A 23,322-nucleotide genomic window follows, 5' to 3' on the forward strand; every position below is an offset into this window, starting at 1 on the left:
ACCTGGAAATCCCGAAAGCAGAGTTAAAGACAGGAATAGATCCGGGGAAAGGGATTCGGACTGGAGAACAGATCGAGGAAGGCTTGAGTAAAGAACCTCTGAAATCCTTGATGAGACTGGAATTTTGCTTAGGAAATGGATTGGGGAAGGCTTAAAAGCAGAAAAAGAATGGAACAATGGTTGGGGCAATCGTCAACCATTGTTCCATTCTTTGGTGGTTTGGGGACAGTTGTTTTTAGTCAGTGACGGTAAGAATAAAATTGGATGGAAATTTTTTTATTTGTTAAATTCCCGCTGCCTAAGCGCCTCATACAAAATAACGGTCGCGGCCATCGCCACGTTCAGCGATTCCGCGCGGCCGCGGATCGGGATGATGACGGACTGATCCGCGTGCGCCAACACATCCTCCGAGATGCCGTCCGACTCGCTGCCTAGCAGCAGCCAGGTTGGGCCTGTCCAATCGCAATCGTAGCAACTGACAGCTGATTGCAGGCTCGTCGCCGCGAGCCGAATGCCCTGCTCCTTCGCCTTTGGGAGCAGCTCCCCAAGATCCCCTTCAACGATCGGAAGATGAAAAATCGATCCCATCGTCGACCGTACGGTCTTCGGATTGTACAGATCAACGCAGCCTCGTCCCAAAATGACCGCATCAGCGCCAACCGCATCCGCACTGCGGATAATCGTGCCCGCATTACCAGGATCCCGCACGCCGTCGAGAACGACAACGAGCGACTGCTCCCGGAATAAGGCCGATTCATCGACCGGCGGCTTAATGACGACCGCGAACACCGGAGGCGGCGAATCTGTACCCGTACACTTGGCCATGACGGATGCCGAAGCGCTTACGAGCAGCTCCGCATGATCCGCTTGAAGCGCTGACAGCTCTCTCGGCAAGCCGCGCTCGCCGTCGTATACGACGGCTTCGATCTCCGCCCCGCTGCTCACAGCTTCTTGAACGAGATGAATCCCTTCGACAAGAAAGCGGCCGCTGCGGTCGCGGTATTTTTTGTCCAGCAGGGAAGCCCATGCCTTCGCCCTTGCATTCTGGACCGACATTACATCGTACAAATGAATCCTTCCTTCTCAGCCATGCTCATAATAGAAATCAAACGCCAACGCCAAGCTTTACCGCTGACGGCCTTCCGAATAAGCGAGCTCCAAGCCGCCGAGATCGTCATTCTTCCCTACGATAACAAGCACATCGTCCGACTGAATCGTATCATCGGCATGCGGAGCAATATTCATATTGCCGCCGCTTTTGATCGCCATAACATTGCAATAATACTTAGCCCGAATGTCGAGCTGCTTTAAATTTTTACCGATCATCGAGGCAGGCGCCTTAAACTCCAGTATGCTGTAATCGTTCGACAACTCGATGAAATCGATTATATTAGGCGATATTAAATGATGAGCGACACGCATCCCCATGTCCCTCTCCGGGAATATAACTTTGTCCGCGCCGATCTTGCTGAGCACTTTGCCATGCAATTCGCTCTGCGCTTTGACGATCAGATTCGGCACGCCAAGATCTTTCAGAATAAGCGTCGTCAGAATGCTCGCTTGAATGTCTTGTCCGATCGCCACAACGACGACGTCGAAGTTGCGGATGCCGAGCGCGCGAATCGCTTCCTCGTCCGTACTGTCTGCGGACACCGCATGCGTTACATAGTTCGAAGCTTCTTGAATCCGCTGCTCGCTTGCATCGATTGCAAGCACATCGAATCCGAGATTGGATAACGTCTGGGCAACGCTCGATCCGAACCGGCCCATTCCGATAACGGCATACTGCTTCTTAGCCATGACAATTTCCCCCAATCCAAAATCCAATTGCGTCTAAAGTTCATTATAACATACCCGCGCGGCCCTTTCCTCTCGGCTGCCAGATGTCTCCTTGTGTGTAGTGTACCGTTCTGGGACATAATGAATACGCGTCTAACCGAATGGAGGTATGCGGTTTGAATACGATCGATCTGCGGCAAGCGATCATTATGAGAGTCAAGGACAAATCGGACTCGGAACTTTCCGACATCATTCAGGATTCTATCGGTGCAGATGAACGGGCGCTTCCTGGACTCGGCGTCCTGTTCGAGATGATCTGGCAGCACAGTACGTTAGATGATCAATCGAAGATGGTCGGTTCGCTTCACTCCCATCTGCATGCGAACGATTCGCCGGATGCGGGAGTCGGCCATTCTTAGAGGCCCTGCGACAACGACAGTCTAATACAACACGGTATACGGTATAAGCCAGTCTCCCCTTCCCGTTCGAATGATGTTTCATTTGAGCGTCCGCCCATGCGTATCAGCTTCTTCAAGCATAGGCTATTATCATAAGATAATGAGGACCGGGAAGGGGTAATATCCATGGCACTTACCGAAGATGTGGTAATCGACTCCGAGCCTTCGTCGGAGGATATCGCAGTTTGGGCTGCCGTTCTTGTCGTTGCTGCCGACGTATTAGCTTTAATTGCTTTATTAAAGGCCCGTAATGAGAAAAATACGACGCTTCCCGCCGAGCCAGCAACGAATTCCCGCCGTCATCGAATTAAGCGAACCAAGCCCTCGTAAAGAGGCCAGGCTAGCTTTTTGCCGCCCTCCGGCTCTTCTTCCACCTTTTCAGTAACCATTTCCCTTAAATATAAAAGAAGTCCAATTTCCCGAAGGAAATGGACTTCTTCTTGCTTGCTTCAACATGGCTCGAGTCGAGTCGGTTATTCCGCCTTCATCGGCGCCGGACGTTCACAGGAGCTCGTCATTTGGTAATGGACGCTCTCGCTCGAAGCGATATGGAAGCCGTGCATCGCTTCCAGCACATGATAGGCCATCGCGCCGTTTGCACGGTGCGGACGTCCTTCGGCAATCGCCTCAGCCATATCGACGACACCGATACCGCGGTTGTTGTCCGTATTGCCATGTGTAAGCGGAATGCTCTCCCACTCGTGCGAACCCGCTCTTCGCAACAGCACCTCGCCGCCAAAATGGTTCGGATCCGGAACGCGCAGCGTTCCAGCGCTTCCGTAAATTTCGATATTCGGCAGATTCGATCCGCCTGCCGTGTCGAAGCTCGTAATAAGCGTTCCGACCGCGCCCGAAGCGAAGTCCATCACGCCCGCGATATGCGTAGGCGTCTCGACTTTAATCTTCTGGCCGCGTTTCGGCTCGCTCGTAATCGTACGCTCTGGGTGCGTGATAACAGCCGAGCCCGTTACGCGGCGAATCGGTCCGAGCAGCGTAACGAGAGCCGTCAAATAGTACGGTCCCATATCGAACATCGGTCCGCCGCCAGCTTCGTAATAGAAGCCTGGATCCGGATGCCAGCTTTCATGCCCCCCGCTCAGCATGAAGCCTGATGCTGCTACCGGCGTTCCGATTGCGCCTTCGTCGATCAGCTTGCGGCATGTCTGAATGCCGCCGCCGAGGAACGTTTCCGGCGCGCAAGCGACGCGCAGCCCTTTGGCTTCGGCCAACTCCAACACGCGTGCGCCTTCTTCCATCGTAACAGCCAGCGGCTTCTCGCCATATACATGCTTGCCGGCCTCCAGCGCACGAATGCTGATCTCGGCGTGAGCCTTTGGAATGGTCAAGTTAACGACGATATCGATATTGGGATCCGCGAGCAGCTCGTCAACGGAATAAGCATGCGGCAAGCCGTATTGCTCTGCCCGCTCTTTCGCACGGGACAGGTCGGCATCCGCGCAGGCGATGACTTCCACTTGCTCATAGCTGGTCAAGTTTTTCAAGTAAATATTGCTGATGTTGCCACAGCCGATAATACCAATGCGTGCTTTTGTCATGAGGTTTCGTTCTCCTCTCGTCTGCTTAGCCTTGAGCCGGACGCGCAGCCCACAAGAAGCCGCGGCGCATCAGTTCTGTCGTCTCCGGCATCGCGACAATGTTCGCCTGGTGTCCAAGCGTACAGTAGTACACGTTGCCTTCTCCCCACTTCTTCGTCCATACGACCGGCATCAGCACGTCGCCGAAGTCCGTTGTCGCATGCACTTTGACTGCTGGATCGACGTGCATATAATATTTCTCCGAGCATACTTCGAAGTCGCCGATGCCTTCCGTAAGCGGATCGTTCGAACCCGTCATCCGCACCGTGTACGTCACTCCGTCATTGCCCGGATGCGCTACCCATTGGCCGCCGACCATGTATTGATACTCGACTTCGTTGCGGAACGAATCCGCCATGCCGCCGTGGCAGCCAGCAATGCCGACGCCGCGCTCGACAGCGCGAAGGAGCGGCTCGAGCTGATGCTTCTCAATCGTTCCCATCGTCCATACCGGTACGATCAGATCGAGCGAGTTCATCAGTTCCTCATCGGCATAGCTTTCCAGCGTATCCGATACGACAACTTCGAAATCTTCCTTACGCAATACGTCCGCGAAAATTTCCGCCACTTCCTTCGGCTGGTGTCCGTCCCAGCCGCCCCATACGATCAGTGCTTTTCTCATTTGTCTCTACTCCTTCATTTCGTCTATCGATACCCACCGGCGCTCTGCAACTGAACGCTCGACCGCTTCCAGCACCTCTTGGCACTTCACGCCGTCCACGAAGTTCGGAACCGGCTGACGGCCCTCTTCCATCGCGCGCATCAGTTCGACAACCTCATGCGTGAACGTATGCTCATAGCCGATCGTATGACCTGCAGGCCACCAAGCGTCCATATAAGCGTGCGCCGCATCCGTCGCCAGCACCCGGCGGAAGCCCTGTACATCCTCAGCATCGTCTGTAAAATAAACCTGCAGCTCGTTGAGCCTCTCGAAGTCGAACTTCACGCTGCCCTTGCTGCCGTTAATTTCGAATGAATTCGTGCAGCGGTGGCCGGCCGCGAAGCGAGTCGCCTCGAAGCTGCCCAGCGCACCGTTCGCGAACCGCGTCATGAACAGCGTCGCATCGTCGACCGTTACATCGCCGAGCGGTGCGTCTGCCGAGCCCTTCGCGCTCAGTCCCGTCATTGCCGTCGGCAGCGGACGCTGCTTGATGAACGTCTCGCTCATACCGACCACTTCGCTGAATTCGCCGACCAGGAAACGCGCCATATCGATCAGATGAGCGCCGAGGTCGCCGTGCGAACCCGAGCCCGCGATTTCCTTCTGCAGCCGCCATACGAGCGGGAACGACGGATCGATGATCCAGTCCTGCAAGAACCAGGCGCGGAAGTGATAGATTTTGCCGAGACGGCCTTCTTCAATCAGCTTCTTCGCCAGCTGCACCGCAGGCGCGAAGCGGTAGTTAAAGCCGACCATATGCGTAACGCCGGCTTTCTCCGCCGCCGCCAGCATTTCGCGAGAATCCGCCAACGTCAGCGCAAGCGGCTTCTCGCAGAACAGATGCTTGCCTGCCGCTGCGGCAGCAAGTGCAATTTCTTTGTGAGCGTCACTTGGTGCATTGATGTCGATCAGATCGATATCGTCGCGCGCCACGAGCTTGCGCCAATCGGTCTCTACCGACTGCCAGCCGAATTGGCTTCTCGCTTGCTCGACGCCTTGCGGATCACGGCCGCAAATCGCTTGCATAACCGGCTTCGGCGCATCCGGGAAAAACATCGGCGCCGCACGATATGCGTTGCTATGCGCCTTACCCATAAATTTGTAACCAACCATTCCTACCCGTACTTGATCCAATGCCATGAATACCGCTCCTATCCGAATGATCGTGGCCGCAGCCCGATTCGATGCCACTCTGCGTTGTTTTATTGATCCATGCCATTCATGCCTGCTTAAGATTGAGGCTTGTACTGTCCCGTCGACTCCCGGACAATGAGCCGCACCGGAAGCTCCGACGACAATGCGGCTGCGCGCTCTTCGCCTTCTCCGGCGAGCAGTTGCTCGGCAGCAGCCCGTCCCATCTCGTGAAAAGGAACCGCGACGCTCGTCAGCTGCGGACAAGCCATGCGTGCGGCATCCGCATCGTCATACCCGCACAGCGCGTAATCCCGGCCCGCTTCAAGCCCGCGTTCACGCAGCCCTTGCATCGCGCCGATCGCCATACGGTCGTTCGCCGCGAAGATCGCATCGGCTTGACCCGAAGCGATCAGATCCGCCAAGTGCGGCGCCAGTTCATACCCGCTCTTCCGGCTGTAATTGCCCGTAAGCATAAGCCGCTCCTGCACCGGCAGTCCCGATTGCTCCATGATGCTCAAGTATCCGTCCCGCCGGTCCGTACTGTTCGAATAGTCAGCCGGTCCGTTGATGAACGCAATCTGCTTGCAGCCGATATCGATCAGATGCCGGACAGCCTCCCGGCTGCCCGACCAATGGTCGGCATCGATCGTCGGGAACGGAGGAACCTCTCCGCGTTCACCGTAGCGCTGGTTCAATACGCAGAACGGATAACCTTCCCGGGCCAGCTCTTCGAACGATTGCCGGTCGAGCGGCATGTCTCGGGCTCCCAGAATGATAAGTGCGTCGACCTTCTGGGATTGGAACAATGCCGTATAATCTCTCGGCTGATCCGTCTCCCGGAACAGCAGCAGCAGATCGTTGCCCCTCGCTTGCGCTTCCGAGCCTATGCCGCCTAGCATCTCCGAGAAGTAATACGTCGAGAACAACGATACCTTCGCCATATAAGGCAGCACGACGCCGAGATTGCCGCTCTTCTTACGAGCGAATCGCTGCGCCAGCGCACTCGGTACGTAGCCAAGTTCCGCCGCAGCCGCCAACACCCGCTGCTTCGTCTCTTCTTTTACCGGACCGACGCCGTTCAGTACACGGGATACCGTGGCCTCCGACACGCCGGCCAGCTTCGCTACTTGTTGTCTCACATGTATTACGCCCCTTGCTGAATATCATGATTATGATTAATGTACACGCGTACATTTTGTCATGTTAACGGTTCCATGTCAAGTGAGAACATGCGAGAACATGCGTCTTTTCAGATAACACCGTTGTTCCTGACTAATCCGTACCAATCGAGCCATTATAGAGCATTTCCAAGTCCCAAACGCGGCGGTTTTTATGTGAAACAAAATAGCGGTTCGCCGCGTCCAATATTACGCTGGAAGATCACGGATAAGATGGAGGGCTCCTTCATTGAGGCGAACATTACCTTTTATCGTTCTCTGCACGCTTACCGCAGCTCTGCTATCAGGCTGCTCGTTAAATCATAAGGAGGCTGCTGAACAAGCCCCTGTAAGCAAGTCCACTATTACAGCCAGCAGCAGCAAGATCGAGCAGCAAGAAAATGCAGGTTCGGCATCTTCTGAATCCGATTCGCAGGAAACCGGTGTGGTCAAAGTACGGGAAGAATCCTATTTCCTTAACGATCAAGTCGGCTGGAAAGCGTCTTATAGCGCATACGGGATGTTCCGTGAAGATACGGTATTGTACCGAACAACCGATGGCGGACAGACTTGGACCGAGATCGCTAGCTCTAACAAAGAAGACAGCACCTTGCCCGGAGGAATGAAATCTGGCATCGTATTTACGAGCGAATCGGATGGCTGGATGACGACGAATGCTCCATGGGACGGAAGAGTCGGCCTATACACAACCCATGACGGCGGGAGCACCTGGCAGGAGGAAGCGGTAACCGTGCCCGAGACGCTGCAATCGACTCAATTGTATGTCTACCCGCCTAAGTTCGCATCCGCCGATGAAGGCATTCTCATCATTCGCCCGGTAGCGGCATCTTCATTGCTCTACATAACGGATGACGGAGGGGCTCATTGGACACCGATTATTGACGAGCAGCAAGGCAGCCATAACGAGATTTCATGGGCGCTGTCCGACGATGGCCTGTACACGATTGTTATGAATCATGAGAAGTGGATTCTTCATACTTCCGGGGACGGAACGTGGGGGCAGATTTAATGCGGTCATAGTAAAAGGGTGGGGCAGACGGTCAACGTCTAGCTCCACCCTTTTTGTATTTAAGGCGCTGTCTCCAAGAACTTCGCCGTCGGATTTTTCTCCATTGCGGTCCGCATTGCGTACTCGTTCTCGAACAGAACGACATAATTGTCCTTCTTGTCCTTCACGAGCGTTGAGTTGATACGGAATTTCGAAGGATCGATCTTGTCGTCGATAATCCAGCGTGCGAATTGATAAGTCATCCGGTGCAGCTGAATTTCAACACCATACTCCGCGCGCATCCGGTATTCGAACACCTCGAACTGCAGCTGGCCGACAACGCCGAGAATCGTATCCTCGAAGCTCGTCGTACGGAACACTTGAATCGTGCCTTCCTCCGTCAGCTGGTCGATGCCCTTCTGGTACTGTTTATGCTTCAGCGCGTTCTTAACGGTCACCTTAGCGAAAATTTCCGGCGAGAACGTCGGCAGTTCGTTGAACTCGACGTTGCCGCCTTGTGCCAGCGAATCGCCAATCCGGAAAATGCCCGGATCGAACAGACCGATAATGTCGCCAGGATATGCCGATTCAACAATATCCCGGTCCTGCGCCAAGAACTGCTGCGGCTGGGACAGCTTAATATCCTTGCCTGCACGCACATGCTTGACGCTCATGCCGCGGTCGAACCGGCCAGAGCAGATCCGGAGGAACGCGATCCGGTCGCGGTGAGCCGGGTTCATGTTCGCTTGGATTTTGAAGACGTAGCCTGTAAACTTCTCGTTCGTCGGTTCGATGATACCATCTGTCGTCTGACGTGAAGCCGGCTTCGGCGCCAGCTGCAGGAAGTTCTCCAGGAACGTCTGCACGCCGAAGTTGTTAACCGCACTGCCGAAGAAGACTGGCGTCAGCTCGCCTTTGCTTACTTTCTCGAAGTCGAACTGGTCACCTGCAACGTCGAGCAGCTCCAGATCAGCGATCAGCTGATCCGTCATGAAATCTCCGGCCATCTCGCGGATGATCGGATCGTTATAGTCATCGACTTTGCGAACCTCGATCGTCGAATGGTCTTTGCCGTTGAACAGCTCGACCTGATTCTTCATCCGGTCATATACGCCGCACAGATCGCGTCCCATCCCGATCGGCCAGTTCATTGGCACCGAACGGATGCCCAGTACGCGCTCGATCTCTTCCATCAGATCGAACGGACTTTGCCCTTCACGGTCCAGCTTGTTGATGAACGTGAAGATTGGAATGCCGCGCTTGCTGCACACCTGGAACAGCTTAATCGTCTGCGGCTCGACACCTTTCGCGACGTCGATAAGCATAACTGCGCTGTCCGCTGCCGTCAGCGTCCGGTACGTGTCCTCACTGAAGTCTTGGTGGCCAGGCGTGTCCAGTATGTTAATCCGGTGCCCATTATAGTCGAACTGCATGACCGAAGACGTAACGGAGATCCCCCGCTGCTTCTCGATCTCCATCCAGTCGGACGTTGCGTGGCGGCTTGCTTTGCGCGCCTTGACCGATCCCGCTTCACGGATCGCGCCGCCGAACAGCAGCAGCTTCTCCGTCAGCGTCGTCTTGCCGGCGTCCGGGTGAGAGATGATGGCGAACGTGCGCCTTTTCTCCACTTCCTGCGATATTTCTTCCTTCAACGATACGCTCATAATGACGTCCTTTCGATTATACTAAATGCCGCCGATCAGCACGGCCCTTGCTGGTGCCGCTTCGACTCCAGTCAGCTTGAGCGGGGCTACGACGAGAAAGTAGTTGCCCGGCTGAACCGCTTTAAGCCGCAATCCTTCGACGATTACAATGTTGTTGCGAAACAGCTGGCGGTGCGTCGGATAGCCTTCCTGGGACCGCTCGATTCCAAGCCCGTCGACTCCGATTCCTCGTACGCCGCATTCGATCAAATAACGGGCTGCTTCCTCATTCACATAGACAAAATGGTCGTCGAACGTCATGCTCTCGTTTAACGAGTTCCGCGTCTTCAGCAGAATCCATTCACCCTTCTGAATGCCGTACTTTTCCAGATCAGCCTTCGAGACCGAATCCTCTACATGCGTAAGATCAAGCACGCGAGCTTGCCCGACCAGCTCTTCTAACCCGATCGATTCGATGGTAGCGCCGTCCTCCAGCATATGCAGAGGCGCATCGACATGCGTGCCGGTATGTACGTTCAACGTCAATTGCGATTCATACACTCCGCCATCGTCGAAGCTCGATACGTTCTGAACGATTGGTTGTTTACCGGGAGAATTGCCCCATACTTGCATGCCTTCATGAACCGTCATCGAAATATCGTATATTTTGAACACGATGTGCCGTCCTCTCCGCCGCCGGTGCGTACCCGGCTAACGCATGATGTTCTGAAACAGTCCGAAGGCCGGCCGACGAAACAAGTCTCGTCGACCGGCCGGATTGCGACCGTTGCTTATGTTTAATGATACCCGTTACCGTGTAATTGAATTACTTGCGGCTGCCCGAAATCCAGATGACATTGTCTTCTTCCTGGCCACTGACCGGCCACCAACGGAAGCCGTCTTGCTCCAGAATGTCCGTCATCTCTTTCGGTCCCCACGAGCCTGCCGAGTAGAATGCGAGGTCGGATTTGCTCTCGCTCCATGCCTTGGCAATCGGATCGACGAACGTCCATGCTTGTGCAACTTCGTCCCAACGAGTGAAGCGCGTCGATTCGCCGCGCGCTGCATCGAAGATCAGGCGCTCGTAAGCTTCCGGCGTGTTGATGCCGACTTGGCACGATTGGCAGAATTCCATCGCTACCGGCTGCACGTCGTTGTCCGAGCCCGGACGCTTCGCGTTGATCTTAATGTAGATGCCTTCCATTGGGTTAACGCGGATGACGAGCAGGTTCGGACCTACGTCCTCGCGCGAACCGAACAGTACGTTCTCCGGTACATTCTTGAACTCAACGACGACTTCAGTCGTCTTCACCGGCATGCGTTTGCCCGTACGGATATAGAACGGAACGCCAGCCCAGCGGAAGTTGTCCACGAATACACGCGCTCCGAAGTAGGTTTCCGTGACCGATTCCGGATTAACGGAATCTTCCTGGCGGTAACCGACAAGCGGCTTGTTGTTCAACGAGCCTTCCGAGTATTGCCCGCGGATGACGTTCGCACGAACGTCGTCGCCGGACTTATAAGGACGAAGGGAACGAAGCACCTTCACCTTCTCGTCGCGGATATCTTCGGGCTGCAGACGGCTTGGCGGCTCCATCGCGATCATCGTCAGCATTTGAAGCATATGGTTCTGCATCATGTCGCGCAAAGCGCCGGATTTATCGTAATAGCCGCCGCGGTCTTCGACGCCGACCGTCTCGGACAGCGTAATCTGTACGTTGGCGATATGTTTGTTGTTCCAGAGCGGTTCGAAGAACGCGTTCGCGAACCGGATTACTTCGATGTTCTGTACCATCTCTTTGCCGAGATAGTGGTCGATGCGGTAAATTTCCTCTTCCTTGAACACTTGGCTCAATTGAGCGTTCAGCTTGCGGGCCGATTCCAGATCGTAGCCGAACGGCTTCTCGATAACGAGACGCTTCCAGCCATGCGTATCCAGAAGTCCTCCGTCGCGCAGGTTGAACGATACCGGACCGAACAGTTCCGGCGCCAGTGCAAGATAGAACAAGCGGTTGCCTGGAATATCAAACTTCTTATCCAGCTCAGACGACAGCTTGTCGAGCTCGCGGAAACCGTCTACGTTGTTAATATCAAGGGACATGTAGACGAAATGCTCAGCGAATTTGTTCCACAATGCTGCATCATCCGCTTTATAGCGGCAAAATTCAACGATCGACTCGTAGACGTCCGTACGGAATTGATCGTTCGTACGCGGACGGCGGGCAAGACCGACAACGGCAAAATTGTCAGCCAGCTTGCCTTCTTTATATAGGCTGAACAGCGCCGGGAACAGCTTGCGCTTCGCAAGGTCTCCTGTTGCACCGAACAGATAATAAACCGCGCCCTCAGCGGCCTGTTGCTCCAATTTTACATTGCTCGTCATGGTCCTTTTTCTTCCCTTTCTCTACTCTCATACTCCTATCATGTAAAATCTAGTGTAGCATATTCAGCCATATTGCGCCATTCAGGGTATCATAAAAAAAACTGATGGTACCCCTAAATAAAGATAATCGATGGACTTACTTCGCAAGCGTATAATCCCCCGTAATGACTGGCACCCCGATGACCCAGTCCGCCGCATCCGACTCGCTGTCGCGATGAACGGACAACTGCAAGTTTGCCCGCTTCCCTTTCGTCTCAATCGAAGCATGGATATGAGGCGACATATACGTTTCGCTAATGGAGGCGCCCTCATCGTCTTCGTACCGCTCCACGAGCTTAGCATCTGCTTCTTCGATTACGCCGGACATCAAGCGAGTCATTGCTGACGTATCATGAATATCCTGAATAGTTGCGGATCCGGTTACTCGAAAGCTGCAGCTGTACTTGCCTCCAACCCTCTGCAGCGCTTCTTCCACTAGACGGGCTGCATCTTCCAGTTCATCCGCCGCAAGCGGTGCGGACGGTTGTAAGATAACGACCGCATCGCTTGCGCCGCCGCTCCTATACATGGCAACCGGTACGGTAACCGAGTCGGCTTGTACGGAGGGAACTTTCGAGTGCGCCCCACCTTCCTGCGCAGCACGCTTCAGAACGAGCTCGCCCTCGTAAGCCAGCCTCTGCTCCGGTTCCTGCCCCTGTTCCGGCTTAGATTGTGCATTGTCGGGCTCCGTCTCCTGATCTCCTGTGCTTTCTCCTTCGCTGCGGTGCAAACCAAGCAGACCGGCGGCACGCAGCACATCACCGTCCCTCATCTCTTCAGCATCGAATCGAACAAGCCAACTGCGGTCGTCTGCCGCCCCCTGCGGGACAAGCTGTGAAGACAGCTTCCATATGAACGAAAGATCGCTTGCCGCGGATCCTTCCGGTTTGTCCGTTCGAAGATTCGTCGCGAAGATTGCGCCTGCGACTAAGACTGCTGCCGCGATTAGAACGGGGATAAGACTCTGGCTCGGCTTGCGAGCCGCCGACTGGCGTTTCACCGAAGATCAGCTCCTTTTGTCCGATTCGGGCGAATAACCGGATAACCATGCATAGGCAGAGGGGAATAAATGGGCGTTCAATAGACGAAGCCGTCTAGGTACTTGACTATGCGCAGAAGCCTGCGCCTGCATAAGATGGGCTTAGAACTAGGAGGTGCATAACGAAATGGAACCGATCTATCCATTAAATGAAGAATATATATCTCGTTTCTGCGGGCTTCCGGTATGTATCGTTACTCATGACGGCCGCCGTCATGTCGGCATATTGACGCACTGCCGCAATGGACGCGTCATGCTGAACGGCCAGTCTTCCGGCCAAGCGTACATCGATCAACATACATCGGATTCAGCCAGCAAGAACAAGAAAACGAAGTCGAAGAAGAAAGAAAAAGAACAGCCTCTCCAAGATGAGTTGCCGAAGGCTCAGACTCAGTCCTATTACGACGGCTACGGCTACAATCCATGGGGAGCTGCATTCGCCGTTGATCTTGCGCTTATAGCCTTCCTGTTCCTCCTATTATAATTCAAGCAGGAGCAGCCTGCAGTCAGTCGGACAGGCGCGCAGCCGAAAGCTCCGCGCCTTCCGACACCAACCGCCACCTTCTGCAGCGAAGGTCCGCTATTGTAGGAGGAGGAGGTGATTGAAGATGAGAATCTACCCGTCTGCCCGTTCAACCCCTACACCGGCCATCACTCGCGTACAGCGTTCCAGGCCTTACGCCGATTACCGTCTTCTGGACGAGCATGACCCGCTCGTTCATTCCGGTGCGGATGAGCAGCGGCGGCATTCTGCCGCTGTTGATGCGGCCCAATCCGTTGCGGTACTCATGCTGCGGATCGCTGGATTGAAAGGAGCTTTAGAACGAGGCGCCATTGCATTTAGACGTAATGAGCTATCCAGCTCTGAAGCCGAACACCGCTGCATCCATCCGCTCATCGATAAGCTGAATGATTGTTTGCTCGTATTCGATGAACATCCTGCTCTTCGCCGGAGCTGGCGGCAAGCGTTAATCGAGCCGTTCACTCCCCCGCACATTCAACAGTGCGGGATTGTCCTCGACGAGCACTTCCTCGTTTATGAATCATCGGACACGCATTCCAACCGTCGGGACAACCGTCTGTCGAAACGCGAACGAGGCGGGCAAGAAGTGATGAATGCTGTCTTCGGACGTCATGGCGCTGCCTCGGCACTGAGGCTCGTCATCGAGAGCCTTGAGCGCTCGCCCGCTTCTGCCTTGTTAGATTCAGATGTCCTTACGCAATTGCACAGCACGGTGGGCACGGTCTATTCCCCGTTCATGCGTATGCAGGCATTGCAACGAGTAAGCTTGCTGCTCAGCGTAAAAGGCTAGGCGCCCTCCCCTTCCCCCCTGCTACGGGATCAGCAATATATCTACGGTCTCCCCTGCTGCCGCGCCTGCCGATCCCGAAGGAATAAGCGCCAGCCCGTCCGCTGCCGGAATCGAAACCATCATGCTGGACTTCGCGAAGCCAAGAGGTTCCGCAATCCTGTAACCTTGGCTATCACGCAGACTAACTCGTACATACCGGTCATGCGGACTCCCCTTGTCAAAGCCGGAGGCCAGCCGCGCCTGGACAACTCTGGGAAGAGGCTTCGATTCGCCTTGCAGAGCGAGCAGCGCCGGTCTAACGAACAGTTCGAAGCCGACGAAGCAAGCACCGGGGTTGCCGGATAAAGCGAACAGCAGCTTGCCTCCTATCCGGGCGGCCGATGTCGGACTGCCCGGACGCATCGATACACGATTGAACAGCAGCTCATCCTCACCATCCGCGGCGTCGATGCGGTGCAACTCCTCATCTCCGCCGCTCTCACGCAGGCCGCGAGCGGTGTCCCGTCTCAGAACGGAACGCATCAGCTCGGCCATTACATCGTAATCGCCCACCGATACGCCGCCTGTCGTTACGATGATATCCGCGGTGTCCCACGCCTCGCGCAACGCTTCCCGAACAGCCGGCAGCTCGTCCGGCAAGCTCCCGTACATCTCCGCTTCTCCGCCGCTCTGTTCCACCATAGCCGCCAGCATCGCGCTGTTGCTGTCTCGGATTTGTCCGGGACGCAGCGGCTGTCCGACCGGCAGCAATTCGCTCCCCGTCGCGAATATTGCGATGCGTGGACGCGCGCAGACCGGCACTTCGGTATAACCGAATGTGCCAAGCAATGCCACATGGCCCGGCCGAATAAGCTCGCCCCGTTCGATGAGCGGTGCACCCTTCTGCAGCTCTTCACCGCGGGGAGCAATATGCTGGCCGGTCTGCGCCGGTTGCTTGATCCGGACGTATCCGTCATCTGCAGATCCCGCTCGTCTGCTGAATTCGATGCCGGACGCCGCGCCAGCCTCCGCGTCGACCGTCTGCTCCAGCATAACAACCGCATCAGCCTGCTCCGGAATCATCGCTCCGGTCATAATCCGCATCGCTGTGCCAGGCATAAGCGCCTCCGGTGCATCGCCTGCCGCAACCGTTCCGGCAATGCGGAGCACGGCTGGACAATCAGGCGCCGCGCCGGCCACTTCCTCGGCTCTGACGGCGAAGCCGTCTACGCCTGAGCGATCGAACGGCGGCCAATCGCATGTCGCATGCATCCTTCGTGCCGCTCGTCTGCCTCCGCTTCGATGAAGCGGCACCATGTCCATTCTTGCCTTCCTCTCCATCCATGCCTCAACCGTTTCCATAATCCGCGACTGGGCTTCTGCCACTTTAACCGACCGCCGGCGAAACCGGCTGCCAAGCTTGTCCTGAAGTTCCGTTCCGTTTGCTCCCATATCCGAGTCACCGCCTTCATATTCCACTAATTGTTATTGTATCAAATGACGGACGCCGGCTCTACCTCATCCCCATACTTTCAGCCGGAAGCGCAAGGTGCTACAATCGACGTATTACAGGCCTAATCGCGGGCTAAGCCACGTCCAGGAGGCATTCTATGACGGTCAACAGCCATTCGGGGAAACGCCCCGTCGTCGTCCAAGTCGTCGGATACAAAAATACCGGCAAGACGACGATCGTCTGCCGGTTAACGGAGAGTCTAAAACAAAGCGGATATACAGTCGCAACGATTAAGCACGACGCGCACGATTTCGATATCGATCACGAAGGAACCGACACATGGAAACATACGCTAGCCGGCGCGGACATGACGATCATTACTTCGCCCCATCGGACGGCCATGCTGCAGCGTGAGCCGTTCTCGCTTGAACAGCTGGCCGAACGCTGCAGCCATGTCGACTGGATATTGGCGGAAGGGTTCAAAACAGCGGACTATCCGAAGCTAATTATCGTCCGGTCCATCGAAGACGCAGGTCTGGCGGGCAGCCTAAGCAACCCCGCCGCCGTAATTGTCTGGCCGGACACGCCCGAAACGGTCACTGCCTCGCTTCATGACCGGCCAGACAAGCTTCCGGTCATCGGTCTGAACGATACGGATCAGATACTCCGCATCCTTCAACACATACGAGACGAAGCCTCTAATCAACCTAGTCCCTTATGAGCTTGAGGTGTATGTAACGCAAACGTATCGCCTATTCCGCCAATCCGTGCTTGTGAGCGTAGATCGCCGCTTGCGTACGGTCGTCAACACCGAGCTTGGAGAAAATGTTCGTGACGTGGAACTTCACCGTCTTAATGCCGATGAACAACTCGTCTGCAACCTCCTGATTCGACTTGCCCTGCGCGACAAGCTTCAGCACATCCATCTCGCGCTCTGTCAGCTGCTCATGCGCTTTGGCAGCCGTCTGCTGCGGCTGACGGAACCGGTTCATCATCTTCGCCGCTACTTGCGACTCCAATACGGATTGTCCTCGGGCAGCCGCTCTAATCGCATCCGCGATTTCGTTCGCCCGGGACGTCTTGAGCAAGTAGCTGAACGCTCCTGCTTCGATGACCGGATACAGCTTGCTGTCATCCAAATAACTGGTCAAGACGATCACTTTACAGTCCGGATACAGCTCCAAAATTTTACGGGTTGTCTCGACCCCGTCCATTCCGTCCATCACAAGGTCCATCAGCACGACATCAGGTTTATAGGCTTGTGCCAATCGGATGCCGTCGAACCCATTGCTAGCTTCCCCAACGACCTCGATTCCGTCCTCCGTATCCAATACCGCTGCCAGGCCGATCCGCACCATCTCATGATCGTCAACCAACAGCACTTTAATCGATTGCCCGATTTCCGTCTCGTTTCTATGTCCGACCGTTTCCATCTTCCTCGTCTCCTCTTATTCCGCCGCTCTCGCCGGAATCCATATATCGATCATCGTCCCCGCCCCCACCTTGCTCTCGATCTCCAGCGACCCGCCCATTTCGAGCACCCGCTCCTCCATCGTCAGCAAGCCGTACGAAGAATGTTTTCTCTCTTCGACATCGAATCCAACTCCATCGTCCGAGAACGTCAACTGAACCTGCCTGCCATAGCCCGTCAGCCGTATCGTCATGGATTGCGCTTTCGAATGGCGGAGTGTATTGGAGATCGCCTCCTGCGCAATTCGGAACAGATGGTCCTCCGATTGCGTGTCGAGCATCATCTCGCCTTCCACCACCAGATGGATCGTCATCGACGTTTTCTGTTGAAGCTCCGCAACAAGCACCTGCAGCGCCTCACCTAAATTTTTACCATCTAGATGCACCGGACGCAAATGAAGCAGCAGCGCGCGCATTTCGGATTGCGCCACCGCAGCCATTTCCTCAATCAGCTCAACTTGGCGCTTGGCCCGCTCCCAATCCTTCTCGATCGTCCGTCCGACAGCCGTAGCCGTCATCGAAATCGCGAACAGCTGTTGGCTAACCGCATCATGAAGCTCCCGTGCAAGCCTCTGTCTCTCCTCGATGACAGCCGAGAATTTGACCTTCTCTTCCCACATCACGTCCGCTTCCACGTCGTCGATGTTGCGGGACTCCTCGTCTTCTGCCCGGTCAAGCGTCACGAGCGGCAGACGGCGGTGCTGACGGTCCGCGAGACGACTAAGCGCCTCCTTCAGCCTTAGCCCCTGTAAGTAGCTGTTTAACGCCGCAGCCGCAAGCGCAACCGCGATAATTGCAAGCGCGATGATAGCGCCGCGCCCTTGCAGCGTGAACACTTCCAAGTAGCCGATCCCTTGAAGCACAATCAGCAGCAATCCGATCACGATCAGCATCCAAATAATGGACTCTGCGGCCTGGCTTTTGCGCTTCGATTGGGCTTGCGGCTCTTTCTTCTTATCGGACATGGGCAACCGTACTCCTTCTACCCTAAGCAATTAGACAAGCCGAAAGGCGGTCCGCTCATAGCGGTCCGCCCTTATCGATCAGCTGGCCGTTATTGCTCGGCGCCGCTGTTCAATTTCTTCTTCAACGCTTCAAGCTGCTCGTCGACTTTCACACGCTTCTCGAAGTCGATCGTCGTTCCGATAGCTCCGCCATGGAATCCATGCGGCGTACGAAGTACTTCTGCTTCAGCCTCGAGCTGCATAATCTTCTCTTCCATCCGGTTAAAGCCGCGCGCCGCGCTGCCGTGGCCGATCGATTGCTGCGTAGACGACAGCTCTGCCATTTGTTTCTTTGCCTTCGCCAGTTGAGCGCGGGCCGCCAGCTCATTACGTTTGTTGCGGAGCTGGTAGAATTGTTCCTTCATGCCGTGCAGTTGCTGCATAAGCTCATCAGCTTGCACTTTCGCTTGAGCGTGAAGCTCCGTATATTCCGGAATTTTCTGTTCGTAAGCGATTTTGTCTTCCAGCAGCTTGCGCGCTTGTTCTTCTGCACCGGCACGCAGTGCCGCTTCTGCCTTCGTCTCAAGAGCTGCCGAAGTGCTGACCGCTTCCTCCAGACGTTGTTTCATACGGCGTTCGTTCGTCAATTGTTTCGCTACCGTTACTTCCGCTTGGCGAATTTCTTCCTCCATGTCGCGGAGATATTGATTCAGCATAATAACCGGATCTTCCACTTTATCCAATAACTCATTCACCGAAGCCTTCGTCAAATCTTTCATGCGTTTAAAGATACCCATCTTAAAACTCTCCCTTCTCATACTTTGCGAGTTTAGCTTTCAATTCATCCAATTCTTTGCGAAGCGCCTTGCGCTCCAAATCTTCCATCATCGAGTCCAACTGGCTCGACGCCGGTTTGCTGCTGCCAAATGGCGGTTGCTGCGGGGGATTCGTGTATGGACCGCCAGCTTGTTGACCCGGTCCGCCATAATGCGGTCCGTTGTTGAAGCCGTTGTGTCCTTGCGATCCGCCTGCTTGGCCATAGCCGCCGTCGAAAGGACGGTTGCCTTGACCGTATCCATAGCCGCCGTATCCGTAATTCGGATTCGTGTAATACGGATCTTTCGGTACGACGAATGCAGCCAATATATAAATCGGAATGATGGTTCCTCCGGAGAACACGGCCAGCACGATCATCAGAATTCGGATCAGTGTAGCGTCTACGCCCATCCATTCTGCTAATCCGCCGCATAGTCCGAACAGCTTCTTATCCCGACTTGACCGATACATCTTACTCATGAGGAGGACGACCACCCTTCTTTCTCCAGTTTCCGTTTCAATTGCTCGAGCTCACGCTCGACAACGGATTGTACGCGTTGGCCCGTTTCCGTAAGAAACTCGGTGCCGATCCGGCGGAGATCCCGCAAGCTCTTCGCCTCAAGCTCCATGTCGTTGATCCGGTCTTCCAACCGCCGGAACATGCTCACCGGCTCTTGGCCCTGCGCACCATAACGTGCGTTCATTCGTTGCTGCAACCGCAGCGATTCCATTCGAGCTGCATAGTATTCACGTTTGTCATAGACGCTCTGATACTCATTCCGAAGTTCCCGCAGCTGCTCTTCCAGATCCAGTACGTTCTGGTTCGATTGCTCATACAGCTCGCGGTATTGAACCGAACGTTCTTCCGCGGACTGCTTCTCGAGCAATGCGATGCGGGCCAGGTTCTCTTCTCCCGCCTTAAGCGCCGTCATCGCTTGCTGTTCCCGCTTCTCTTTCGTTTGTTCCGCTTGCAGCCATTGCGCTTTCAAATGGTTGTTATGTCCTGCATATTGCTGATACAGCTTCTCGCACTGAATGATCTCTTCTCGTGTCGACCATAGAAACTGATCGATCATCTTAACCGGATCTTCCGCACTCTCTAATCGTTCGTTCAGCGTTGCTACCGTTATATCGCGTACCCTTCTCATGATACTCATCGGCTCCGCCCCTCCTTCTATCACAATGGATATTGCTTATGTTTAGTAATTACGTTTGCTTTTCACGAGCGACACACCGTACACGACAAGTGCGATTGCAATCAGCAACATAATCAGGTGGCTGAATTTGCTCAGTACCAACAATCCGCCGAAGCCGACCAGCAATCCGCCAATTACTTTGTTTCCGTTACGCCAGCCGACCACCCCAAGACCGAGTAGAATGAATGGGAACAAAAACTTGATAATCCCGCCTAATGCGATACCCAGAAGTGGCAGCGCGATGATTGCGCCGATGACGATTAATACGATTCCTTTTGTCGAATTCATATTCATTTCTATCTTCACCGCCTTTCGTTGTTCTTGTGTGAACCTTATGTCCTTATTCTAGGTGATAACGCATTGGTTCAAAACAGACCCACGGCTGTTTTTGTGACTGGACCTAGGTCGGGGGACCGTCCAAACTATAGGCTTAAGCGACACTCAGACCAATGGAATTCATTGCGGAATAGGCTCTAATTATAGAAAAGGCACCCTCCCATGTCAGGGAGGGTGCATCAATTGGGTGAGGGGGAATTACGAAATACGATAAATCCAAGGTGCTGCCATTTACTGCGTCATGCTATTGCTACCGTCAGCTACTTACTGCATAACGGTTAACAACCAATAAGTTGCTTACTTCGCAGCCAAGTATTCGTTCAACTGCTTTTGCTTCTCAGCGACGATTTTCTCAACGCCGGCTTTGATCAATTTGTCCTTGTACTCCGGAAGCACTTTGTCTACATCAACCGAGCCCGTTTCCAGAGCCGTTTGATATTGACGGTCGATGTTAACGATTGCGCTTACTTCCGCTTTCACAGGGTCGCTGTTGAAGACGAAGCCGAGTCCTGGCGATACTTTAGGACCTTCGTTGAACTTACGGAATTGATCCCATTTGTCAGGTGCTTCATTATTGAACACATAGTTCAGGAATTGGTTACCGAACATCCAAGCTGCGCCTGGGGAATAGTCTGCTGCTTTAGCAGCAGGCGTAATAATCTCGCCTTCACGCGTATAGTGCGTGCCTTCGATACCAAAGTTCAACAAGTTGTTGAGCTCTTTGTCCGAGTGCAGCAGGTTGATGAACATCATTGCACGTGCAGGGTCTTTGGACGTCGTCGAGATCGCAAGCATCGAACCAGCCGTCTCGCCCGTCGAAACCGTTTTCTCATTCAATTCGATTTGTTCCAATTTGCCGCCAAGACCGAGGGACGTTTCGAGTTCTTTCGCTTTACCAGGTTTGAGGGATTGCGTAATTGCGAATACGTTGCCTGCTTTGAGTGCCTCCGTATTCATCGTCGTCGTCGTTGCAGCGTCGCTGTTGATGTAGCCTTTCGTGAAGAAGTCACGCGTAAGTTTCAGCGTATCAACATAACGTTGTTGGTCGTAGCTTGCTTTAACCGTCGTATCTGTCGAGTCTTTAAGAATAACACCAGGTACAGCCGTATCACCAAGAGCGTCAAAGTTACCGAGGTAGTGCGAATCGAACGTTTCGCCTTTCAGCAGGTACAGCGGCGTCAACTCAGGACGTTTAGCTTTTACCGTAGCGAATACTGCGTCCAGATCTGCGATCGTTTTCACTTTGCTCATGTCGATTCCAAGTTCATCTGCGATATCTTTACGATACACGATACCGCCTTGTGCTGCGAGCTCTTTGTCCGTCGGTACTCCGTAGTTAATACCGTTGATTTTGGAGCCATCCAGGAATACCGGATCAAGCGTGCTCGTGATATCTTTGCCGTATTGCTCCAACAGCGGTTTCAGATCCAAGAAGGCATTTTTGCCTACGTTAACCGCATATTTGCTCCATTGAGCCGTGAAGAAAATATCTACCTTCTCACGGGAAGCGATCAGCAGGTTTACTTTATCTTCCCACGCCGTCCAGTCGATCGGCTGCAGGTCGATCGTTGCGTTAATTTTTTCTTTCAAAATTTTATTAGCTGCTTCTTCAATAACCGCTTCGTCCTTTTGCGGCGTACCTGGGTAAGTAAATACGAGTTTATACTCTTTCAGGTTCGCTGCAGCGTTCTCAGCAGGAGCAGGCTCAGTCTTCGTTGTATCTTCTGCCTTCGTCTCGTCTGTCGAAGCTGTTGTTGTCTCTTCTTTCTTCGTCTCCTCTTTGTCATCGCTCTTGCCGCACGCGGACAATGCCAGCGTGAGCGCAAGGGCAAGCATCAGGAGTACCAATGCACTTTTCTTTGCCTTAACCATTTTCAATTGACCTCCCATTGGTAATGGATATATATGCTAAACCGGATTGTTGTAACCGGTTACAGCCAGCGGTTAGAGGACGGCGGCTTGGCCGCCCTCTTCTCTTCATTTGATTTTAACAGCATTATCCTTTGACAGCGCCTACCGTAAGTCCTTTTACGAAATATTTCTGGAAGAATGGATAGGCGAATATGATCGGACCGATACCGACAACTGCCATCGCCATCCGAACGGTTTCGCTCGGGAATTTCGTTGCTCCGCCAATGTGTGCGATTGCATCGCTGTGCTGCGTCAAATACTGGATGTTCGTCAGCGTCTTATACATGACATACTGCAAGCTGTAGTTCTTTTCCGTCGTTATGAAGACTAAGCTGAGAAACCAGTCGTTCCAGTAGTTCAATGTGCTGAACAGAGCAACGGTAGCGAGCACCGGTGTTGACAGCGGCAGTACAATCCTGAAGAAGATACGCATTTCGCCAGCACCGTCAATCTTAGCGGACTCGATAATGGCCGCCGGTATCGTTGTACTGAAGAACGTACGGATGATCAAGACGAAGAATGCCGACATCACTAGCGGTAATATAAGCGACCATATGCTGTCCTTCAGATGCAGGAATCTTACATATATGAGGTACCATGGCACGAGACCGCCATTGAACAACATCGTGAAGAACACGAAGAAAGTGAAGAATTTGCGCTGCGGGAAGTCCGGCCGGCTGATCGGATATGCATATAAAGCCATTACGATCAAGCTTAATGCCGTACCAACGACTGTGACGAACGCGGATACGCCGTATGCGCGCGCTATGCTTTCCCAGTCAGAAAAGACAAACTTGTAGGCACTTAGATCAATCTTAGTGGGAATAAATTTATAGCCGTGCACGATGACATCTGACTCGTTCGAAAGGGATACCATCACTAGCAGAAGTATCGGGAATATACAGAGAGCAGAGTATATAAAGAATATGATTTTGATCGTCCAATCTCCTACCGGCGACAACGAATTGACCGGTTTAGAGGGAGCGCGTTCAACAGGGGCTTCCATG

25 protein-coding genes are annotated in these 23,322 nt (G+C 54.0%); 6 read left to right on the plus strand and 19 right to left on the minus strand.

Features of this window, described 5'->3' with window-relative positions:
- Positions 1-276 precede the first annotated feature (276 nt).
- Both PKO01S_RS20730 and PKO01S_RS20735 read right to left on the minus strand, forming a co-directional pair.
- Entirely contained in the window at positions 277-1,056 is a 780-nt protein-coding gene (locus PKO01S_RS20730) for a TrmH family RNA methyltransferase (RefSeq protein WP_164779696.1), read from the minus strand.
- Between the two features lie 69 nt (positions 1,057-1,125).
- Positions 1,126-1,800, minus strand: coding sequence for a potassium channel family protein (locus PKO01S_RS20735; RefSeq protein ID WP_127533355.1), 675 nt, complete (start codon positions 1,798-1,800; stop codon positions 1,126-1,128).
- Positions 1,801-1,955: 155 nt separating this feature from the next.
- On the opposite strand from PKO01S_RS20735, the gene sspI reads away from it, so the two are divergent.
- On the plus strand, positions 1,956-2,198 hold the full coding sequence (gene sspI / locus PKO01S_RS20740) for a small acid-soluble spore protein SspI (RefSeq protein ID WP_307719845.1): 243 nt from the start codon (positions 1,956-1,958) through the stop codon (positions 2,196-2,198).
- Positions 2,199-2,363: 165 nt separating this feature from the next.
- A complete protein-coding gene (locus tag PKO01S_RS20745; RefSeq protein WP_127533357.1) occupies positions 2,364-2,567 on the plus strand; it encodes a hypothetical protein in 204 nt (67 codons plus the stop codon).
- Positions 2,568-2,710: 143 nt separating this feature from the next.
- Here the strand turns inward: PKO01S_RS20745 and PKO01S_RS20750 are convergent, their stop codons facing one another.
- The 4 genes from PKO01S_RS20750 to PKO01S_RS20765 form a co-directional block, all read right to left on the minus strand.
- Positions 2,711-3,793 carry a Gfo/Idh/MocA family protein gene (locus PKO01S_RS20750; RefSeq protein WP_127533358.1) on the minus strand — a complete coding sequence of 361 codons (1,083 nt, stop codon included), beginning with the start codon at positions 3,791-3,793 and terminating at the stop codon, positions 2,711-2,713.
- Between the two features lie 25 nt (positions 3,794-3,818).
- The gene (locus PKO01S_RS20755; RefSeq protein ID WP_127533359.1) at positions 3,819-4,454 is read right to left on the minus strand and encodes a ThuA domain-containing protein; all 636 of its coding nucleotides are present in this window, start codon (positions 4,452-4,454) and stop codon (positions 3,819-3,821) included.
- Positions 4,455-4,460: 6 nt separating this feature from the next.
- Complete coding sequence (locus PKO01S_RS20760) at positions 4,461-5,627, minus strand: Gfo/Idh/MocA family protein (protein WP_174818601.1); 1,167 nt, start codon at positions 5,625-5,627, stop codon at positions 4,461-4,463.
- Between the two features lie 95 nt (positions 5,628-5,722).
- On the minus strand, positions 5,723-6,766 hold the full coding sequence (locus PKO01S_RS20765; RefSeq protein WP_127533361.1) for a LacI family DNA-binding transcriptional regulator: 1,044 nt from the start codon (positions 6,764-6,766) through the stop codon (positions 5,723-5,725).
- A gap of 268 nt (positions 6,767-7,034) precedes the next feature.
- On the opposite strand from PKO01S_RS20765, the gene PKO01S_RS20770 reads away from it, so the two are divergent.
- Complete coding sequence (locus PKO01S_RS20770; protein ID WP_127533362.1) at positions 7,035-7,814, plus strand: WD40/YVTN/BNR-like repeat-containing protein; 780 nt, start codon at positions 7,035-7,037, stop codon at positions 7,812-7,814.
- Positions 7,815-7,873: 59 nt separating this feature from the next.
- Here the strand turns inward: PKO01S_RS20770 and PKO01S_RS20775 are convergent, their stop codons facing one another.
- The 4 genes from PKO01S_RS20775 to PKO01S_RS20790 form a co-directional block, all read right to left on the minus strand.
- Positions 7,874-9,457, minus strand: a complete 1,584-nt coding sequence (locus PKO01S_RS20775) for a peptide chain release factor 3 (RefSeq protein WP_127533363.1) — start codon at positions 9,455-9,457, stop codon at positions 7,874-7,876.
- Positions 9,458-9,478: 21 nt separating this feature from the next.
- A complete protein-coding gene (locus tag PKO01S_RS20780; RefSeq protein WP_127533364.1) occupies positions 9,479-10,111 on the minus strand; it encodes a cyclase family protein in 633 nt (210 codons plus the stop codon).
- A 151-nt stretch (positions 10,112-10,262) separates the two neighbouring features.
- On the minus strand, positions 10,263-11,819 hold the full coding sequence (gene zwf / locus PKO01S_RS20785) for a glucose-6-phosphate dehydrogenase (protein WP_127533365.1): 1,557 nt from the start codon (positions 11,817-11,819) through the stop codon (positions 10,263-10,265).
- A 136-nt stretch (positions 11,820-11,955) separates the two neighbouring features.
- Positions 11,956-12,858 carry a YwmB family TATA-box binding protein gene (locus PKO01S_RS20790; RefSeq protein WP_127533366.1) on the minus strand — a complete coding sequence of 301 codons (903 nt, stop codon included), beginning with the start codon at positions 12,856-12,858 and terminating at the stop codon, positions 11,956-11,958.
- 166 nt (positions 12,859-13,024) lie between these two features.
- Between PKO01S_RS20790 and PKO01S_RS20795 the strand changes: the two genes are divergently transcribed.
- Positions 13,025-13,381, plus strand: coding sequence for a hypothetical protein (locus PKO01S_RS20795; protein WP_127533367.1), 357 nt, complete (start codon positions 13,025-13,027; stop codon positions 13,379-13,381).
- 124 nt (positions 13,382-13,505) lie between these two features.
- Positions 13,506-14,210 carry a hypothetical protein gene (locus PKO01S_RS20800; protein WP_127533368.1) on the plus strand — a complete coding sequence of 235 codons (705 nt, stop codon included), beginning with the start codon at positions 13,506-13,508 and terminating at the stop codon, positions 14,208-14,210.
- A 21-nt stretch (positions 14,211-14,231) separates the two neighbouring features.
- On the opposite strand, the gene PKO01S_RS20805 is transcribed toward PKO01S_RS20800, so the two are convergent.
- Positions 14,232-15,641, minus strand: a complete 1,410-nt coding sequence (locus PKO01S_RS20805; RefSeq protein WP_127533369.1) for a molybdopterin molybdotransferase MoeA — start codon at positions 15,639-15,641, stop codon at positions 14,232-14,234.
- A gap of 158 nt (positions 15,642-15,799) precedes the next feature.
- On the opposite strand from PKO01S_RS20805, the gene mobB reads away from it, so the two are divergent.
- Entirely contained in the window at positions 15,800-16,363 is a 564-nt protein-coding gene (gene mobB, locus PKO01S_RS20810) for a molybdopterin-guanine dinucleotide biosynthesis protein B (protein ID WP_127533370.1), read from the plus strand.
- A gap of 31 nt (positions 16,364-16,394) precedes the next feature.
- Here mobB and PKO01S_RS20815 read toward each other — a convergent pair whose 3' ends face one another.
- The 8 genes from PKO01S_RS20815 to PKO01S_RS20850 form a co-directional block, all read right to left on the minus strand.
- Positions 16,395-17,075 carry a response regulator gene (locus tag PKO01S_RS20815; RefSeq protein ID WP_127533371.1) on the minus strand — a complete coding sequence of 227 codons (681 nt, stop codon included), beginning with the start codon at positions 17,073-17,075 and terminating at the stop codon, positions 16,395-16,397.
- Between the two features lie 15 nt (positions 17,076-17,090).
- Positions 17,091-18,077 (minus strand): sensor histidine kinase, encoded by a 987-nt coding sequence (locus tag PKO01S_RS20820; protein WP_127533372.1) that lies wholly within the window; start codon positions 18,075-18,077, stop codon positions 17,091-17,093.
- Between the two features lie 89 nt (positions 18,078-18,166).
- Positions 18,167-18,853: a PspA/IM30 family protein gene (locus PKO01S_RS20825; protein WP_127533373.1), complete on the minus strand. Its 687-nt coding sequence runs from the start codon at positions 18,851-18,853 to the stop codon at positions 18,167-18,169.
- Position 18,854: 1 nt separating this feature from the next.
- Positions 18,855-19,352 carry a PspC domain-containing protein gene (locus tag PKO01S_RS20830; RefSeq protein WP_127533374.1) on the minus strand — a complete coding sequence of 166 codons (498 nt, stop codon included), beginning with the start codon at positions 19,350-19,352 and terminating at the stop codon, positions 18,855-18,857.
- On the minus strand, positions 19,349-20,029 hold the full coding sequence (locus PKO01S_RS20835; RefSeq protein ID WP_127533375.1) for a PspA/IM30 family protein: 681 nt from the start codon (positions 20,027-20,029) through the stop codon (positions 19,349-19,351). Before PKO01S_RS20835 ends, PKO01S_RS20830 begins: the two co-directional genes overlap by 4 nt.
- A gap of 42 nt (positions 20,030-20,071) precedes the next feature.
- Positions 20,072-20,362, minus strand: coding sequence for a LiaF transmembrane domain-containing protein (locus PKO01S_RS20840; RefSeq protein ID WP_127533376.1), 291 nt, complete (start codon positions 20,360-20,362; stop codon positions 20,072-20,074).
- 339 nt (positions 20,363-20,701) lie between these two features.
- On the minus strand, positions 20,702-22,276 hold the full coding sequence (locus PKO01S_RS20845; RefSeq protein WP_127533377.1) for an ABC transporter substrate-binding protein: 1,575 nt from the start codon (positions 22,274-22,276) through the stop codon (positions 20,702-20,704).
- A gap of 124 nt (positions 22,277-22,400) precedes the next feature.
- Complete coding sequence (locus tag PKO01S_RS20850) at positions 22,401-23,321, minus strand: carbohydrate ABC transporter permease (RefSeq protein WP_127533378.1); 921 nt, start codon at positions 23,319-23,321, stop codon at positions 22,401-22,403.
- Position 23,322 lies beyond the last annotated feature (1 nt).

The organism is Paenibacillus kobensis NBRC 15729, assembly GCF_004000825.1.
GTDB classification, from domain to species: Bacteria; Bacillota; Bacilli; order Paenibacillales; family Paenibacillaceae; genus Paenibacillus_T; species Paenibacillus_T kobensis.